At 71.5% G+C, this 16215-nt stretch carries 14 protein-coding genes; 6 read left to right on the forward strand and 8 right to left on the reverse strand.

Going from position 1 to position 16215, the window contains the following annotated elements:
* Nucleotides 1–18: 18 nt before the first annotated feature.
* Together AB0G10_RS18485 and AB0G10_RS18490 are read right to left on the reverse strand one after the other, a co-directional pair.
* Nucleotides 19–3573, reverse strand: a complete 3555-nt coding sequence (locus AB0G10_RS18485) for a glycoside hydrolase family 9 protein (RefSeq protein WP_360922566.1) — start codon at nt 3571–3573, stop codon at nt 19–21.
* 46 nt (nt 3574–3619) lie between these two features.
* Nucleotides 3620–4453, reverse strand: a complete 834-nt coding sequence (locus AB0G10_RS18490; RefSeq protein ID WP_360922569.1) for an SDR family NAD(P)-dependent oxidoreductase — start codon at nt 4451–4453, stop codon at nt 3620–3622.
* A gap of 154 nt (nt 4454–4607) precedes the next feature.
* Between AB0G10_RS18490 and AB0G10_RS18495 the strand changes: the two genes are divergently transcribed.
* Nucleotides 4608–5486 (forward strand): helix-turn-helix transcriptional regulator, encoded by an 879-nt coding sequence (locus tag AB0G10_RS18495; protein ID WP_360922572.1) that lies wholly within the window; start codon nt 4608–4610, stop codon nt 5484–5486.
* A gap of 189 nt (nt 5487–5675) precedes the next feature.
* Nucleotides 5676–7313, forward strand: a complete 1638-nt coding sequence (locus tag AB0G10_RS18500; RefSeq protein ID WP_360922574.1) for a pectate lyase — start codon at nt 5676–5678, stop codon at nt 7311–7313.
* Nucleotides 7314–7799: 486 nt separating this feature from the next.
* On the opposite strand, the gene AB0G10_RS18505 is transcribed toward AB0G10_RS18500, so the two are convergent.
* On the reverse strand, nt 7800–8558 hold the full coding sequence (locus AB0G10_RS18505) for an IclR family transcriptional regulator (protein WP_360922577.1): 759 nt from the start codon (nt 8556–8558) through the stop codon (nt 7800–7802).
* Nucleotides 8559–8646: 88 nt separating this feature from the next.
* Here AB0G10_RS18505 and AB0G10_RS18510 point away from each other — a divergent pair, with 88 nt between their 5' ends.
* From AB0G10_RS18510 to AB0G10_RS18525, 4 genes are read left to right on the forward strand one after another with little or no spacing between them, the layout of a single operon-like run.
* Nucleotides 8647–9345, forward strand: coding sequence for a CoA transferase subunit A (locus AB0G10_RS18510; protein WP_360922580.1), 699 nt, complete (start codon nt 8647–8649; stop codon nt 9343–9345).
* Between the two features lie 4 nt (nt 9346–9349).
* Entirely contained in the window at nt 9350–9967 is a 618-nt protein-coding gene (locus tag AB0G10_RS18515; RefSeq protein ID WP_360923061.1) for a 3-oxoacid CoA-transferase subunit B, read from the forward strand.
* Entirely contained in the window at nt 9964–11106 is a 1143-nt protein-coding gene (locus AB0G10_RS18520; RefSeq protein WP_360922583.1) for an acetyl-CoA C-acyltransferase, read from the forward strand. The genes AB0G10_RS18515 and AB0G10_RS18520 overlap by 4 nt, the downstream gene beginning before the upstream one ends.
* Nucleotides 11090–11287: a hypothetical protein gene (locus AB0G10_RS18525; protein ID WP_360922585.1), complete on the forward strand. Its 198-nt coding sequence runs from the start codon at nt 11090–11092 to the stop codon at nt 11285–11287. The genes AB0G10_RS18520 and AB0G10_RS18525 overlap by 17 nt, the downstream gene beginning before the upstream one ends.
* Here AB0G10_RS18525 and AB0G10_RS18530 read toward each other — a convergent pair.
* From AB0G10_RS18530 to AB0G10_RS18550, 5 genes are read right to left on the reverse strand one after another with little or no spacing between them, the layout of a single operon-like run.
* Nucleotides 11284–11733: a MarR family transcriptional regulator gene (locus AB0G10_RS18530; protein ID WP_360922587.1), complete on the reverse strand. Its 450-nt coding sequence runs from the start codon at nt 11731–11733 to the stop codon at nt 11284–11286. The genes AB0G10_RS18525 and AB0G10_RS18530 overlap by 4 nt on opposite strands.
* Nucleotides 11734–11767: 34 nt before the next feature.
* Nucleotides 11768–12610 carry an SDR family oxidoreductase gene (locus AB0G10_RS18535; RefSeq protein WP_360922590.1) on the reverse strand — a complete coding sequence of 281 codons (843 nt, stop codon included), beginning with the start codon at nt 12608–12610 and terminating at the stop codon, nt 11768–11770.
* A complete protein-coding gene (locus AB0G10_RS18540; RefSeq protein WP_360922593.1) occupies nt 12607–14085 on the reverse strand; it encodes an AMP-binding protein in 1479 nt (492 codons plus the stop codon). Before AB0G10_RS18540 ends, AB0G10_RS18535 begins: the two co-directional genes overlap by 4 nt.
* Complete coding sequence (locus tag AB0G10_RS18545) at nt 14082–15062, reverse strand: acyl-CoA dehydrogenase family protein (protein WP_360922596.1); 981 nt, start codon at nt 15060–15062, stop codon at nt 14082–14084. The genes AB0G10_RS18540 and AB0G10_RS18545 overlap by 4 nt, the downstream gene beginning before the upstream one ends.
* Nucleotides 15059–16207, reverse strand: coding sequence for an acyl-CoA dehydrogenase family protein (locus AB0G10_RS18550; RefSeq protein WP_360922599.1), 1149 nt, complete (start codon nt 16205–16207; stop codon nt 15059–15061). Before AB0G10_RS18550 ends, AB0G10_RS18545 begins: the two co-directional genes overlap by 4 nt.
* Nucleotides 16208–16215: the final 8 nt, after the last annotated feature.

The following is a 16215-nucleotide window of genomic DNA, read 5'->3' on the forward strand; positions in this document are numbered from 1 at the left end:
CTCTGCCGGGCGTGTCGGTCAACTCCCGGTGATCAGCCAGGTGGCCAGGTCGGGGTCGAAGGTGCCGGCCGGGATGCCGCGCAACCGGCCGCAGTCGCCGTCGGAGTCGCCCGGCACCTTGATCCAGAGCAGGAACTCGGGGCCCGACGTGCTCACCCGGGACGGCGTGCCCAGCTTGACGCCGGCCGGGTTGCACCAGTCGCCGGCGGTGCCGCCGTTGGCGTTGCGGCTGGTGTCGACCACGTACGGCTTGGCCGCCCGGCCGCGCGCCGCCAGTCCCGCGTTGACGGCGTCGGCGTACGCGGACGACTCGGCGGTGGTGAAGAAGTTCGACACGTTCACGGCGAAGCCGCGGGCCCCGGCCACCCCGGCCTGCACGAGCCGGGACGCCATCGTGTCCGCGTCGACCCAGCTCGCGTTGCCGCCGTCGACATAGGTCCAGGTGCGGCCGCTGAACGCGCTCACCGCGTGCGCGATCAGGCCGAACCTGGTGGCGCGCTCCGCCTCGCTCAGGCAGTCGACCAGCGCGACGCCGTCGGGTTCGATGATCACGACGGCGGGACGGCCGGCCACCCCGGCGGCGAAGTCGGAGATCCATTGCCGGTACGCCGCGGGGCTCCCGGCGCCGCCGCTCGATTCGCCGCCGCAGTCACGGCCGGGGACGTTGTAGGCGACCAGGATCGGCACGGTTCCGGTCGCCGCGGCGCCGCTGACGTAGGTGTCGACCGCCGTGCGGATGTCACCGCTCCAGTTGCCGAACCAGGCCGCGCCCGCCTTCCCGGCGATCGACGTGCGGATCGCCGCGGCCCGGGAGTCGTTCGGGTTGGCGGCCACCCACTGCGTGGCGTGGAAGTCCGGGTCGGGGTAGAAACCGTTGGCCGCGGCGATCTGCGCCGGGGTGCTGCCGGCCGCGGTGTCGCGCAGCCAGTCGCCGACGAGCGGCCGGTCGGTGTCCTGCCCGTAGTTGAACGAGTGGTCGGCGCTGCCGGAGGTGTTGGAGTCGCGCAGGTGCCACTGGTGCCCGTCCGGCCGGAAGACGCCGATGGTGTCCGTGCCGTCGCCGTTCCAGTCGCCCGCCAGCGGTCTGTCGCCGGCGCTGCCGTAGATGGCGGTGATCTCCGGCGCCGCCGTGCCGGTGAGCTGGTTGCGCAGCGCGAACACCCGCGTCGACGGCCGGTAGTAGCCCAGCGAGTCGTAGCCGTCGTTGTTCCAGTCCCCGGCCAGGATCGTGTCGGTGGAGGCGCCGAACTTCACGCCGATCTCGGCCGCGCCGCTGGTGTTCGTGTTGCGGATCCGCACGGTCTGGTCGCCGGGCCGCCAGGTGGCGACCGTGTCGTCCCCGTCGCCGTCCCAGTCGCCGACCAGCGGGACGTCCGAGGTGGTGGCCCAGGCGGCGGTGTAGAAGTGGTCGGGCGAGCCGGCGGACAGCGCGTTGCGCAGCCAGAACTGCCGGGTCGACGGCCGCCAGAACCCGATCCCGTCGACGCCGTCGCCGTCCCAGTCACCGGCCAGCGGCACGTCACCGGAGGCCCCGACGACGAATCCCGGGATGTCCGAGGCGCCGGAGGCGAGCTGGTTGCGCAGGTAGGCGGTGGCGTTCGCGGGCCGCCACACGCCGACGGTGTCGCGCTTGACGACCGGTTCCGGTTCGGGGTCGGGATCCGGGCCGGGCCCGGCGCTTCCGGCGCCGAGCAGCGCGAACGCCAGCAGACCCGTCGACGTGAAGTCGATGGCCGGCTCGACGCTCATCCACGCGTCCGCGTCGTCCATGAAGCGGGCGCCGTTGCCGGTGAACGCCGCGTAGGCGTCCGAGCCGTCAGCCGGGCAGGGCGCGGTGCCGCCGTCGTCGAGGCCCTCGAAGACCTCCTCCTTGTTCGGCCCGTTGACCGCGGCGCCGGCCAGGATGCCGCCGTTCGTGGCCAGGTTCGCGATCTGGTGGTGCGGGCAGCGCGGATACGTCGTCCCGACCCCGACGATCAGCGAGACGCCCCACGGGTTGCCGCCGAGCACCCAGTTCGCCTGGGACTGCGCGAACGAGGCGTAGCGGGGTGTGCCGGCGACCGCGTCGTACCGGGCGGCCTGCGCGATCAGGCCGAGTGCATGCGACGTGGCGTCGTAGTTCTTGTAGTCCGCCGCGGCCCGGAATCGGTCGGCGTCCGCCCGGGTGACCGCCGCGTCGAGTTGCGCGCGCTGGTCGGCGAGCAGTTCCGCGGAGGTGACGGCGAGCCCGGTGGCCCCGGCGCCGTCGATCGCGGCGACCAGGTCGGTCAGCGCCAGCCCGCTCACGTCGTACAGATTGAGGGTGTCTCTGTTCCCCGCGTCCAGATAGGCCCTCGCCCAGCTCGCGCCCTGGCTCAGCCAGGTGGTGGCGCGGCTGTCGCCGAGCGCGCGGGCGGCCAGGGCCAGTTCCGTCGCGCCGAACGCCATGTCGTCCTGCCAGACCGACTCCGGGTAGTACCCGTGCGGGAACGAGGTGACGAGCTCGCCGATGCCGCTCGTCTGCGCCTTCGCGAAGATCGCGGCTGCCGTGGACAGCTCCGCTCGCGCCCGCGAAGGATCGGTGGTGGCGTGCGTCTGCGCGGAGAGCGCGAACGCGGCGGCGACCCGGCCCGCCAGGTTCGGGCTCAGCGAGGCGCCGGGCGCATTGGCCCGCAGCACCGGGCGGTAGCGCAGATAGTAGGAGCCGGTCCCGGGCGCGTCCGTCACCGTGTCGTCGGCCTCCGGCAGCCGCCAGTCCCAGTGGTCGCCGATGAAGTCGCCCTGCTCGTTGCCGCCGCCGATGCCGATCTGGGCGTAGAGGACGCCGCTGTTCTCGTCCCACATCTTGTCGAGCCAGCCCATCGCGTGCTCGATCTCGGCTCCCCGGCCGGCATCGGCGCTGCCGGAGCGTTGGGCGATCAGAAGAGCACCGACCGCGTACGCCGTGGTGTGCGTGAATTTGAGGTAATCGCCGGCATCGAACCACCCGCCGGCGACGTCGACCTTCGGCGCTCCGCTGATCGGCGTCATGCCACCGTCGATCGTGTCGTCCCAGTCTTCGGTGCCGGCGTAGGCGGGCACCTGGTAGACCGTCGCGGAGGCGTCGGCGAGGTGCGACGGCCGGCGGCCGAGCGCGCCCGCGATCACGTTCTGCCCGTCCCGCTGAGCCTGGAAGAACCTGGTCATGGTGCCGGCCACCGGCGCGTACAGATCGGCCTTGCCCTTGATCTCGAACGGCGGCGACTCGGTGACGCCGGCGATCCGGATCGTGTAGCGGCCCGGCGTGGTGAGGCCGCTGAAGTCAATCGGCAGCACGCCGGTGTATCCGGTGTTCCAGCCGCCTCGGCTGCCGCCGACGGTCCCGGTCGCCGCCGTGCTGCCGTCGGCCGCGACGACCGAGAACGCGGTGCCGGCCTGCGCGGCGGTGCCCAGAAGATAGGCGGTCTTCGGCTGGTCGGCCGGATATCCGACCTGGTTGAGGCGGATGTAAGAGGCCACCGCCGCGCTGGCGGACGCGGCGGTGACGGCCAGGGAGCCCCCGCTGAGCAGCAGGGCGCTGGTGAAGAAGGCGGCGAGGCGTCGGGTCGGCATCATATTTATCAGTTTCCATGTGTCGATGGCCCGGGACGCTCGCACGGTATCAGGACGCGACGACGTCCGTGGTGACGGCGAGCGCACGGCCTGCCTCCAGATCGGCGGCCAGGGCCTGCACCCGGGCCTGCGCCAGGCCGTAGGAGTCCGAGCCGAGAACCTGGTGCAGCGGTGCGTCGCCGTCCTCGACGATCCGGATGATCGCGGCGGCCACCTTGACCGGGTCACCGAGCTGGGTGCCCGGCATGGCCAGGTGGGCGGCGGTCATCTCCCGGATCGCTTCGTAGCCCTCGATCGTCGTGACGGGCAGCGCGAGCGAGTGGGTGCGCAGGAAATCGGTGCGGGTGTAGCCCGGCTCGACGAGATTGACCCTGATGCCGAACCCGGCCGTCTCGGCGGCGAGCGACCCGGTGAGGCCCTCCAGCGCGAACTTGGCGGCGCAGTAGAGCCCCCAGCCGGGGAACGTGGTCAGCCCGAGAATCGACGAGACGTTGACGATGTGTCCGCTCTTCGCCGCGCGGAAGCCGGGCAGGACCGCGCGCAGCACGTTGCAGACGCCGAAGACCTGCACGTCGAAGAGCCGCCGGGCCTCGGCGTCACTGACCTCCTCGACGGCGGCGAGCAGACCGTAGCCGGCGTTGTTGACGACGGCGTCGATCCCGCCGAAGCGGTCCTGCGCGGCGCGCACGCTCGCGGCGACCGCCTTCTCGTCGGTCAGGTCGAGCTCCAGGGGAAGCAGCCGCGTCGTGTCGGTGCGGCCCAGGGCCTCGGTGAGGCGGTGGGCCGAGCGGGTGGTCGCCGCGACGTTGTCGCCGCGCTCCAGCAGCTGCTCGACCAGCTCGAGCCCGATGCCCCGCGACGTGCCGGTGACGAACCAGTTCATGAGTGTCTCCTCGTGGTGGGCGCTGTGCCGTGCCGCCCATGCTGCTCGCGGCGGCGCGGCCGGCGACAGGCCGCAGCAGGCCCAGCCGTGCCTGGGAAAGGCATGCCCACCCAGGAGGTGGCCGGGACCGTCCCGGCCGGGCAATCCTTGGCGCATGAGCAGCGCATTGGGCGAATTCCTACGCAAGTGCCGGGCGGACACGGCGCCCGTCGAGCTGACGTGGGAGACGGGCCGGCGGGTGCCGGGGCTGCGCCGTGAAGAGGTCGCGCGCCTCGCCGGGATGAGCGCCGACTACTACACACGCCTCGAGCAGGGCCGGCACAGCAGTCCGTCCGATGCCGTCCTCGACTCCCTGGCCCGGGTCTTCGGCCTCGACGCGGCCGGCCGCGCCCACCTCGCCGATCTGGCCCGGCCCACCCGGCGCCGCAAGACACCGGATCCGGCGCAGCGCGTGCGCCCCGCGATGCAGCAGATGATCGCGTCGATGACCGACCACCCCGCGATCATCCTGGGCCGCCGCACCGACGTGCTCGCCTCGAACGCGCTGGGCCGGGCCCTGCTCACCGACTGGCCCAGCCTGCCGCCGGGGGAGCGCAACTACGCCCGGTGGATCTTCCTCGATCCCGCCGCCCGCGAGGCCTTCCTGGACTGGCCGGCGGTGGCGGCCGAGGTCGTGGGCACGCTGCGGCTCTACGCGGGAAGAAACCCCGACGACGTACGGATGACAGCGCTCGTCGGCGAGCTGACCGTGCGGAGCCCGGAGTTCCTGACCTGGTGGAACGGTCACCAGGTCCACGAGCGCACCAACGGCACGAAGCGCATGACGCACCCGGCCGTCGGCCCGATCACCCTGAACTACGAGGCGCTGACCCTGCCCGGCGACGACGACCAGACACTGTTCCTCTACAGCACCGATCCGGGCAGCCCGTCGCACGACAACCTGAGGCTGCTCGCCCTCTGGGCCGCCGGTGGCCGGCAGCGGGCCGAGGAGAGCGGCGACCGGCAACCGGTGGAACAGAAGGGAGCGCGATGAGATGGGGATGACCGAGCCGGTGGTTCACGGCGTACCCGAAAAGATTCTTCTCGCGGTGGGCAACCAATCCGGGCCGGGTGGCCACATGGTGATGATCGGCTTTGCCGGTCGCGCCATGCGGTGGTCATCCCCAACGAGCCGCCGCTTCCCCACACGCGCATCCCCATGCGCGGGAACAGGTGAAGCTAGATGAAGAGATCAGTAGCCCTGCGGCTCTCCGCGGTGGTCGGTGTCGCCGGTGTGGCCGGTGCGATCGCGTTCGGTGTGCCGCAGCTACAGGCCTCGGCCGAGGCCGCGCTCGCCGCCGACGGATTCGCCGGGCAGAACGGCGGCACGACCGGGGGCGCCGGTGGCACCACGGTCAAGGCCACCACCGGTACGCAGATCCACGAGGCGCTGTGCAAGCGGGCGGCCAGTGACACCCCGATCACCATCCAGGTGGAGGGCACGATCAACCACGGCAACACGACGAAGGTCTCCGGGGACAGCTGCAACACGGCGGCCGACCGGATCGAGCTCAAGGAGATCAGCAACGTCACCATCGTGGGTGTCGGGGCGGGTGCCACGTTCGACCAGCTGGGCATCCACATCCGGGACTCCAGCAACATCATCGTCCAGAACGTCACGGTCAAGAACGTCAAGAAGTCCGGCTCACCGCTGTCCAACGGCGGCGACGCGGTCAGCATGGAGAGCACCGTCCGCAACGTGTGGGTCGACCATGCCACGCTCGTCGCCTCGGGCGGTGAGTCGGAGGGCTTCGACGGCCTGTTCGACATGAAGGACGACACCGAGTTCGTGACGCTGTCCTACAGCATCCTGCGCAACTCCGGGCGCGGTGGCCTGATCGGCTCGAGCGAGACGGACACCGGCAACACCAACATCACGTTCCACCACAACAAGTACGAGAACCTCGACTCGCGGGCGCCGTTGCTGCGCGGTGGGGTCGCTCATATGTACAACAACCACTACTTCAGCCTGAACGAGTCGGGCATCAACTCGCGGGCCGGCGCGAAGGCCAGAGTGGAGAACAACTACTTCGAGGACTCGAAGGACGTGCTGGGCACGTTCTACACCGATGCGGCCGGGTTCTGGCAGGTCGCCGGGAACATCTTCGACAACGTGACCTGGTCGTCGCCGGGCGAGGAGAACAACCCGGCCGGTCCGGATGTCACGTCGAACACGTCGGTGAGCATTCCGTACGCGTTCACGCCGGACGCCGCGTCCTGCGTGCCCGCGATCGTGGCGCAGACCGCGGGCGCCGGGACCGGGCTCAAGATCTCGGACGGGAAGTGCAGCGCGACCGCGGCGCCGACCGCCACGGCTACCGCTACGCCTTCGGCGAGCGGCACGGTGAAGCCCAGCGCCACGGTCAAGCCCAGCGCTACGGCCAGTGCCACGGCCAGCGCCTCGGCCGGTGCCACGACCTCGCCGAGCGGCACGGTCAAGCCCAGCGCCACCGCGACCGGCGGCATCAACCTGAGCATCGGCGCCGGTGCGGACGGTTCCAGCAAGGCGGCGGGCACCAGCTACGGCAATGTGAAGGACGGTAAGGCGGACACGTTCTGGTCGCCGAGCGGCGCTACCGGTGACATCTCGATCAAGTGGGGTGCGGCGACGAAGGTCGCGCGCATCGCCATCGTCGAGGCGTCGGGGTCGTCGATCGGTACCTATCAGGTGATCAATGGCGCGACCGGTGCGGTCCTGGCGTCCGGCACCGGTGGTGGTTCGATCAGCTTCCCGGCGACGAGCACTACGAAGATCACGTTCAAGGTGACCGGGTCGACCGGGACGCCGAAGATCGCGGAGTTCCAGACGTTCGCCTCCTGATCCGGGGCTGGCCGGGCCGGGTTCGCTTCCGGTCCGGCCATGTCCGGCGGCGCCGCCGAGCCAGGTCGGGATGCCGGGGTTGAGCCGGCCCTGGAGCTGAGGAGCTTTGGGATGCGCCTCCGGGAAGGGTTCTCTCAACCGATTTCGCGCGGGCGGTCCCAGCCCTCGCTCGGCAGGGCGGGCAATGTCCACGCCGGGTCGGGGCGGACGTCGCACCAGGTGCCGTCGAAGGGGAAGGTGGCGGTTTCGATGTCGTGAATGACGCGTTCGCCTTCGGCGCGGATGGTGGTCGCCTGCTCGGGGGTTCAGTAGTCGGGGTGGCCGGCCCGCTCGAGGTATTCCTGCTCGTCCTTCCACCTCCACTGGCGGTCCGGGGTCACCACGATGTCCAGGGCGTGGTCGAACGTGTCGATGCCGGCCACGTCGCCGTCGGATCGGGGGGCCGGGGGATGTCGTGGCTGCTTGTGGCCGTCGCTGGGAGTGCGATCAGCCTCGGCGGGCTATGCGTTGGGTCAGGGTGTGGGCGGCCTCGAGCAGCAGCGTTCCCAGCTGGGCCGTGCGGTCGCCGTTGAAGCGGGACTCGACGCCGGTCAGGCTCAGGGCCCAGGCGGGCGCGCCGGTGCGGTCGAACACGACGGCCCCTATGCCCCAGCTGCCGGGCACGATGAGTCCGGGATTGACCGCGTAGCCGCGTCTCCGGGTGGCCGTGATCCGGCGGGTGAGGGGATTCGCAGCGTGCTGGTCGCCGTACGCGGAAGCAAGCTCTTCTCCCCGGGACCGGACGTAGTCCTCGACGTCGTCGATCGGCAGGTAGGCGAGGATCGCCAGGCCGGCCGAGGCTACGCCGAGCGGCAGGCGGATGCCCTCGTGCAGCACGTGCGAGCGCAGCGGGAAGCTGCCCTCCTCGCCGGCCAGGCAGACCGTCTCGTCGCCGCGGCGGGCCGAGAAGAACGCGCTCTCGCCGGTCTTGGCCGAAAGTGATCGCAGGATGTCGCGGGCCGTCGAGGTGACGTCGTAGCGTTCGGCGGCGACCGAGCCGAGCAGGAAGAGTTCGGGGCCGAGATACCAGCGGCCGTGCCGGTCGACGAAGCCCTCCTCGGCGAGCGCGGCCAGGACCCGCTGCGCCGTCGAACGCGGCAGACCCGTGGCCGCCGCGACCTCGGCGGTGGTCACACCCTCGGCGCCGCTGGAACCCACCCGCCGCAGCACCGCGGCCACCCTGCCGATCAACTGCGTCCCCTGCATGCTCACATTATGAGCACGAGCTGCTCACCGCGGCCGCTGTGTGATCAATCGCGGCCTGCCCGGCGGAAAGTTCCTAGCGTCCGCCGGCATGAGCAAACTCGTCGACAGCGCGGCCGCCGCCGTCGCCGCCGTCGCCCGGGACGGCATGACGGTCGCGGTCGGAGGATTCGGTCTCTCCGGCAATCCGACCTCGCTGATCACGGCGCTGCGGGACACCGGCGTCCGCGATCTGACCATCGTCAGCAACAACATGGGCGTCGATGGCAAAGGCCTCGGTCTGTTGCTGGAGAACAAACAGGTCAGCAAGGTCCTCGCCTCCTATGTCGGCGAGAACAGGCTGTTCGCCCAGCAATACCTGGACGGTCTCCTCGACGTCGAATTCGTGCCGCAGGGGACGCTCGCCGAACGGTTGCGCGCGGGCGGGGCCGGAATTCCGGCCTTCTACACGCCGACCGGTGTGGGCACCCCGGTCGCCGAAGGTAAACCGGTCGCCGAATTCGACGGGGTGACAGCCGTCCTGGAACGCGGCATCGTGGCCGACCTCGCCCTGGTACGTGCCCACCAGGCCGACCTCGAGGGCAATCTGCGCTACCGGCTGACCGCGCGCAATTTCAATCCGCTCGTCGCCACCGCCGGCCGGATCACGATCGCCGAATGCGACGTCGTCGGCGCCCTGGATCCGGACGACGTCCACACGCCGGGCATCTATGTGCAGCATCTGGTCCGCGGCGACATCCACGACAAGAACATCGAGCAGAGGACGGTGCGTTCTCGTGTGGACGCGTGACGAGATGGCGGCGATCGCCGCCTCCGAACTGGTCGACGGCCAATACGTCAATCTGGGAATCGGCATTCCCACCCTGGTTGCCAACAATCTGCCGTCAGGGGTACGAGTGACGCTTCAGAGCGAGAACGGCATTCTCGGAATGGGGCCGTTCCCGTTCGAGGGCGAGGAGGACGCCGACCTCATCAACGCCGGCAAACAGACCGTGACGCTGCTGCCAGAGGCCTCGATATTCGATTCGGCGACGTCGTTCGGCATGATCCGGGGCGGTCACGTGCAGACCGCGATCCTCGGAGCGCTGCAGGTCGCGGCGAACGGCGACCTCGCGAACTGGACCATCCCCGGCAAGCTCGTGAAGGGCATGGGCGGGGCCATGGATCTGGTGGCCGGCACGCCGCGGGTCATCGTCGTGACCGAGCACGTGGCGAAGGACGGCAGCCCGAAGATCGTGGAGAAGTGCACGCTGCCGCTGACCGGCGCCGGAGTGGTCGACCGGATCATCTCGGACCGGGCGGTCTTCGACGTGACGGACGACGGGCTGGTGCTGCGCCGGATCGCCGAGGGGGAGACGGTCGACGGGGTGCTCGCCCTGACCGGTGCGGGCTTCACGGTGGACCTGGCATGAGGGCCGTGATCGCCGGGTATGCCCGGACGCCGTTCGCCCGCTTCGCCGGCTCGCTCGCGGCGGTGCCGGCCACCGCGCTCGGCGCGCACGCCGCCCGGGCCGCGCTCGCCCGCGCCGGTGTCCCGGCCGACGCCGTGCAGCGCGTCTTCGCCGGTCAGGTGCTGCAGGGCCTCGCCGGGCAGAACCCGGCCCGGCAGGCCGCCGTCGCCGCGGGCATCCCGCTCACCGCGCCCGCCACCACGATCAACGCGGTCTGCCTGTCCGGCACGGAAGCCGTGATCGCTGGCACCGACCTGATCACTTCCGGTCGTGCGGACATCGTCGTGGCGATCGGCATGGAGTCCATGTCTCTGGCGCCGCACGCGGCGCGGACCCGGGCCGGCGCCCGCTACGGCGCCATCGAAATGCTCGACACCCTCGAACACGACGGCCTCACCGACGCCTACGAACGCCGCTCGATGGGCGCGTCGACCGAGGACGGCAACGTCGCGCTCGGCCTCGACCGTGCGGTCCAGGACACGTGGGCCGTGAGCTCGCACCGGCGCGCGGCGGCGTCGGCCTCCTTTCTGGACGGCGAGATCGAGGCTTACCCCGTACCCAAAACGCTTGTGAAATCGGACGACGGGGTGCGCCCGGACACGAGTGTGGAGGCGCTGTCTCGCCTGCGTGCGGCGTTTGCGAGCGACGGGACGATCACCGCGGGCAATTCTTCGCCGCTCACCGATGGGGCGGCTGCTCTGGTGTTGATGAGCGAGGCGGCGGCGCGGGCGCACGGGGTGACGCCGCTGGCGCGGGTGCTGGCGTCGGCGATGGTGGCGGGGCCGGACGTGCGCCTGCATCACCAGCCGTCGAATGCCGTCGTCGCCGCGTTGAAGGAGTTGGGCGCCGTGCCCGCCGACCTCGCCCGGATCGAGATCAATGAGGCCTTCGCGTCGGTGGCGGTCGCGTCCGTCGACGCACTCGGGGTGGATCCGGGCATCGTCAACGTCCATGGTGGAGCGATCGCTCTCGGACATCCGATCGGCGCGTCGGGTTCCCGGATCGTGGGCACGCTGGCCCGGCAGGTGGACGGGCTGGGTGCCGCGGCGATCTGTGGAGGCGGTGGCCAGGGCGCGGCGGTGATTGTGGAGGCGATCTGACCCCGGCATCCTGGCCGCTCGTCTCCACGCCGAGATCGTCGCCGAGACGAGCGACCAGGTCGACTTCGACGCGAGCCTGCGCCGGCTCGTCGAGCAACTGCGCGCCGCGGTGGCCGAGGGCGAGGCCTCTGCTCCGCGCGGAGGATGGCGAGGCTTGGAGGAGGGCGAGGCGGCCGGCTAAGGCCGGCGGGTGTTGAGGATCATCCGCTGCAGCACCTTGAGCGCCGTCACGTAATCCGCGTCGTCGATGCCCTCGTGAATGCGTGCCCGGATCGCCGGCGCGTGCCGCTTGCACTCGAGGCGCGCCGCTTCTCCCGCGTCGGTGATGGAGTACCGCCCATCGCCGTCGCGGGCGAGCCAGCCGCGCCCCAGCAGGATCCCGGCCTCGGCGTCGAGGTCGTCCTCGGCGCGCAGATAGGAGCTCATCGCTTCCCGTAGCTCCGGAATCGTCCGCCCGCCGCCCTCCGGCAGCAGGTCGGCGGGGGAGAGGTTGCGCAGCAGCCAGAACTGCGGCTGACTGAAGCCGTGCCGGCCCTGTTCCGCGCGGGTGAACGCGATCAGGGCCTCGTAGGCGACCCCGGTCCAGTAGGCGGCGGGCTGAGCGGCGAGTTCGGCGTCGGTCGTCATGCGGCCGACGGTAGGAGCTCACCTTCACTTGAGGTCAAGGCGACGGGTCGGAGCCGCGGCGGGCGCGTTGTTCGTAGGCCTCTCGGGCCGCCGGGTCCGCCTGGCTCAGCACCTTCCCCGCGTCCGAGAGGCGATCGAGCACCTCGCCCACCCGCCGCGGCAGGGCCTGGGTGAACTTGGTGGGGCCCTGCACCCACTTGGGCACCCACACCTCGGCCTGCGGTTTCCGCAGCGCGCCCTCGATCACCTGCGCCACGTCGTCCGGGGTGACGGCCTTGACGCCGCGGGCGGCGGGGACGCCGGCCGAGAGTTCGGTCTTCACCACCGTCGGCAGGATCAGGGTGACGTCGACGCCGAGAGGGGCCAGCTCGGAGCGCATGGCCTCGCTGAATCCGACGACCGCGAACTTCGAGGCCGAGTACGTGGCGGCGTTCGCCACGGCGAGCCGGCCCACCGCCGAGGCCACGTTGAGGATGTGGCCCCGGCCGCGGTCGACCATGCCGGGCGCCACGGCCTTCGTACCGTTGATGACCCCGAACACGTTGACCTCGAAGATCGTCCGGGTCAGCTGGTCGGGTTCCTTGAGCAGGGAGCCGAGCGGCATGATGCCCGCGTTGTTGACCAGGGCGTCCCACGGGCCCAGCCGATCGACCTCGGTGAGGAATTCCTGCCACGAGGCGGGGTCGGTGACGTCGAGGCGGGCCGCCGTCACCCGGTCGCCGAACGGCGCCGCCACCGTGGCGGCGAGCGTGACGTCGAGGTCGCCGATCGCCACCGAGGCGCCGAGGCGGGCCAGGCGGGTGGCGGTGGCGCGGCCGATCCCCCGCGCGCCGCCGGTGACGATCACGGCCATGCCGGAGATCGCGCGGGCCGTCACGGCTTCACCAGGGCCCGGACGGCCCTCCGGTTGATCTTCCCGACGCTGGTGAGCGGGACCGCGTCGAGGACCAGGACCTCGCGGGGGTACTTGTACTTCGCCATCCGCTCCCGGGCGAACTCGACCAGTTCCGGGCCGGTGACCTGCTGGCCGGGCACGAGCTGGACGACGGCGACGACCTCCTCGCCGGTGGACGGGTCGGGGCGGCCCACGCAGGCGGCGATCTGCACGGCCGGGTGGTCGAGCAGCACGTCCTCGACGTCGCGGGGGAAGACGTTGAAGCCGCCGCGGATGATGAGGTCCTTCAGGCGGTCGACGACGTAGAGGAAGCCGTCGGCGTCGAGCCGGCCGACGTCGCCGGTGTGCAGCCAGCCGTCGCGAACCGTCCGCGCGGTCAGCGCGGGGTCGTTCCAGTAGCCGAGCATCACCCCCGGTCCTCGTACGCAGATCTCGCCGTCCTCACCGGCCGGCACCGGCTTGCCGTCCGGGTCGAGGATGGCCACCTCGGCGTGCGGGAGCGGTTTGCCGACGCTGCCGGAGCGGTGGTCGGTGATCGTCTCGGCCGAGACGAACGCGCTCGACTCGGTGCAGCCGTAGCCCTCCAGGACGGTCACGCCGAAGGTCTTCTCGGCGGCGGCGCGGATCGGCGGTGGCAGAGTGGCGCCGCCCGAGCCGAAGACCTTCAGCGACGACAGGTCGTGGTCGCCGAGTGGCTGGGCGAGCAGCATCGCCAGCATCGTGGGGACGACCGGGGCGGATTCGAGGCGGTGCTCGGCGACCAGTTCCAGCCAGCCGGCCGGCTCGAACCAGCGTTGCATCACCGAGACGCCCCGGCGGTCGGAATGTAGCGCGGCGATCGAGACGATCAGGCCGTAGGCGTGCGACAGCGGCAGCGCCAGCAGCGACCGGGTCACGTCCATGGTGCGGTTGACCTGGTCCAGGCCGCGGCCGCACTCCCACAGGCCGCGGTGGCTGAGCATGACGCCCTTCGCCCGGCCGGTGGTGCCGCCGGTGTAGAGCAGCGCCGCGAGGTCGTCGTCGCCGCGCGGCTCGATCCCGGCCGGCTCGGACGCCTCCAGCGAGGAGAACGACGAGCCGATCTCAAAAGCGGTCACCGGAAGACCCTCGGCCGCTGACCGGAACAGATCGCCCAGTTCCGGACTGATGATCGCCGCGACCGCCCCCGAGTCGGTGAGGATGTGCCGCAGCTCCGGCACGCTCTGCAGGAAGATCACCGGCGTCACCACGGCGCCGGCCCGCCAGATCGCCCGGTAGGAGATGAACACCTCGGGCGCGTTCATGGTCAGCACGACCACGCGGTCGCCGGGCTGGACGCCGTGGGCGCGCAGGCCCGCGGCCACCCGCGTGGACCGCTCGTGGATCTCGCGGGTGGTGACCCACCGGTCCTCGAAGAACAGGGACTCGTAGTCGCCGTGCCGCTCGAAGGCCTCCTCCGCCAGAACCGCAAGATTCATCGCACTGCCTCCTCCATCGCCAGCCGGGCTACCTCGTCGAACGCGGCCACGTCGTCGCCGAGCAGGAACCGGTCGACCTTGGCGCGCCGCCAGTACAGGTGGGCGTCGTGCTCCCAGGTGAAGCCGATGCCGCCGTGCACCTGGATCACCGTCTCGGCGGCGAGTTCCAGGGTGGTGGCCGCGGCGGCCTTCGCGGCGGCCGAGGCGAGCGGGAGTTCGCCGGGCGCGTGGTCGGCGGCCCAGGCGGCCCACCAGACCAGGGATCGCAGCTGCTCGACCGCGACATACACATCGACGAGCGCGTGCTTGATGGCCTGATAGGAACCGATGGGACGGCCGAAGGCAAACCGATCTTTCGCGTACGTCGTGCCGAGCTCGAGGATGCGGGTCGCCGCGCCCAGACCCTCGGCGGCCAGGATCGTCCGGCCCACGCGTTCGCCGTGCCGCCAGAGCGCGCCGGCGTCCCGTACCCATGTGGTGGTCTCCGCCATGGTGACGTCGCCGAGACCGCGGGTCGCGTCGATCGGCTCCCGGGCGGTGACCGTGCCCGGACCGCCGACCAGGTCGCCGTCGCGCAGCGCCAGGAACGTGCCGGCGCCGGCCGCGTCGAGGACCGGACCGCCGTCGTCGATCACCGCGACCGCGAGGGTGCCGTCGGCGAGGCCGGTCAGGCGTTCCTCGTCGCCGCCGAGCAGCACCGCGGCCCGGGCGTAGGTGACCAGCGAGGGACCGGCGAGCACCCGCCCGGCCTGCTCGGCGACGACGGCCAGGTGCAGCACGCTGCCGCCGCCACCGCCGGCGCTCTCCGGAACGGTGATCGTCGCGAAGCCGCTCTTGACCAGCTCCTCGCGGCCGGGCCGGATCGCGCTTCCGTCGTCCAGCGCGGCGCGGGCCGCTGCCGGGGAGGCCGCGGCGGACAGGAACTCGCCGGCGGCCGCGGCCAGATCCCGGTGCTCCTGATCGAGGTCGAAGTTCATGCCGGCGCCCCCTTGTCCACTCGCGGCTCGGCCGGCAGGCCCAGGACCCGCTCCCCGATGATGTTGCGGAGGACCTGGTCGCTGCCGCCCGCGATGGCCATGCCGGGCAGCACCGCCTGGAGGTTCTGCCACGTGCCGCCCGCGACGGCGGCGTCCTCGCCGAGCACCCGCACCGCGAGGTCGGCCAGGTCGCGCGCCGATCGGGTGCCGCTCAGCTTGCCCGCCGACGCCTCCGGGCCGGGCAGCTCGCCGTGGCTGATCCTGGAGAGCTGGCGATATCCCGTGTAGCGGGCGCCGAGCGCGGCCACGTAGCCGCGTCCGAGCTGCTGTCTCGCCAGCACCTGACGATCGGGGGAGAGGCCGCCGATCCGCTCGGCGACGTGCCGGGCCACCGTCTCCGGCTTCGCGCCGACCCCGGTGCCGCCGCCACCGAGCGAGAGCCGCTCGTTCATCAGCGTCGTCAGCGCCACCGTCCAGCCCTGGCCGGGCTCGCCGAGCCGTTCGGTGTCCGGGATCGCCACGTCGTCGAAGAACACCTCGTTGAAGTGCGATTCGCCGTTCATCTGCCGCAGCGGTCGCACCGTCACCCCGGGCGCCTTCATGTCGACCACGAACATGGTCAGTCCCCGGTGTTTGGGCACATCGGCATTCGTACGGGTGAGCAGGATCCCGTAGTCCGCGAGGTGGGCCAGGGTCGTCCACACCTTCTGCCCGGTGACCCGCCAGCCGCCGTTCCCGTCCCGCACCGCCCTCGTGCGCAGCGCGGCCAGGTCGCTGCCGGCGGCCGGCTCGCTGAACAGCTGGCACCACAGGTCGTCGGCGCGCAGCAGCCGCTTGAGGTAGCGCCGCTTCTGGTCGTCGCTGCCGTGCACGATCACGGTGGGGCCGCACATGCCGATGCCGATCAGGTTGATCAGGGCGGGCAGGCCGAGCCGGGCCGTCTCCTGGTCGACGATCGCCTGCTGCATCGGGGTGCCGCCGCGGCCGCCCGCGTCGGCGGGCCAGGTCACGCCGACGAATCCGGCGTCGTAGAGGAGCGCCTGCCAGGCCCGGGGATCGGCGGCGTGCTCGTCGCGGTGCGCGGTCAGGAACGCGCGCACCTCCGCCCGCCAGGCGGCCTCGTCCGGGGTGTCGTCGAAATCCATGCACGTCC

This window comes from Actinoplanes sp. NPDC023714 (genome assembly GCF_040639855.1).
Lineage (GTDB): Bacteria > Actinomycetota > Actinomycetes > Mycobacteriales > Micromonosporaceae > Actinoplanes.

Excerpts from the sequence above, each read along its gene's own strand:
- AB0G10_RS18495 (WP_360922572.1), top strand. The coding sequence starts at position 4,608 with ATGAGCAGCGCATTGGGCGAATTCCTACGCAAGTGCCGGGCGGACACG.
- AB0G10_RS18550 (WP_360922599.1), bottom strand. The coding sequence starts at position 16,207 with ATGGATTTCGACGACACCCCGGACGAGGCCGCCTGGCGGGCGGAGGTG.
- AB0G10_RS18490 (WP_360922569.1), bottom strand. The coding sequence starts at position 4,453 with ATGAACTGGTTCGTCACCGGCACGTCGCGGGGCATCGGGCTCGAGCTG.
- AB0G10_RS18520 (WP_360922583.1), top strand. The coding sequence starts at position 9,964 with ATGAGGGCCGTGATCGCCGGGTATGCCCGGACGCCGTTCGCCCGCTTC.
- AB0G10_RS18500 (WP_360922574.1), top strand. The coding sequence starts at position 5,676 with ATGAAGAGATCAGTAGCCCTGCGGCTCTCCGCGGTGGTCGGTGTCGCC.
- AB0G10_RS18485 (WP_360922566.1), bottom strand. The coding sequence starts at position 3,573 with ATGATGCCGACCCGACGCCTCGCCGCCTTCTTCACCAGCGCCCTGCTG.
- AB0G10_RS18545 (WP_360922596.1), bottom strand. The coding sequence starts at position 15,062 with ATGAACTTCGACCTCGATCAGGAGCACCGGGATCTGGCCGCGGCCGCC.
- AB0G10_RS18510 (WP_360922580.1), top strand. The coding sequence starts at position 8,647 with ATGAGCAAACTCGTCGACAGCGCGGCCGCCGCCGTCGCCGCCGTCGCC.
- AB0G10_RS18540 (WP_360922593.1), bottom strand. The coding sequence starts at position 14,085 with ATGAATCTTGCGGTTCTGGCGGAGGAGGCCTTCGAGCGGCACGGCGAC.
- AB0G10_RS18530 (WP_360922587.1), bottom strand. The coding sequence starts at position 11,733 with ATGACGACCGACGCCGAACTCGCCGCTCAGCCCGCCGCCTACTGGACC.
- AB0G10_RS18505 (WP_360922577.1), bottom strand. The coding sequence starts at position 8,558 with ATGCAGGGGACGCAGTTGATCGGCAGGGTGGCCGCGGTGCTGCGGCGG.
- AB0G10_RS18515 (WP_360923061.1), top strand. The coding sequence starts at position 9,350 with ATGGCGGCGATCGCCGCCTCCGAACTGGTCGACGGCCAATACGTCAAT.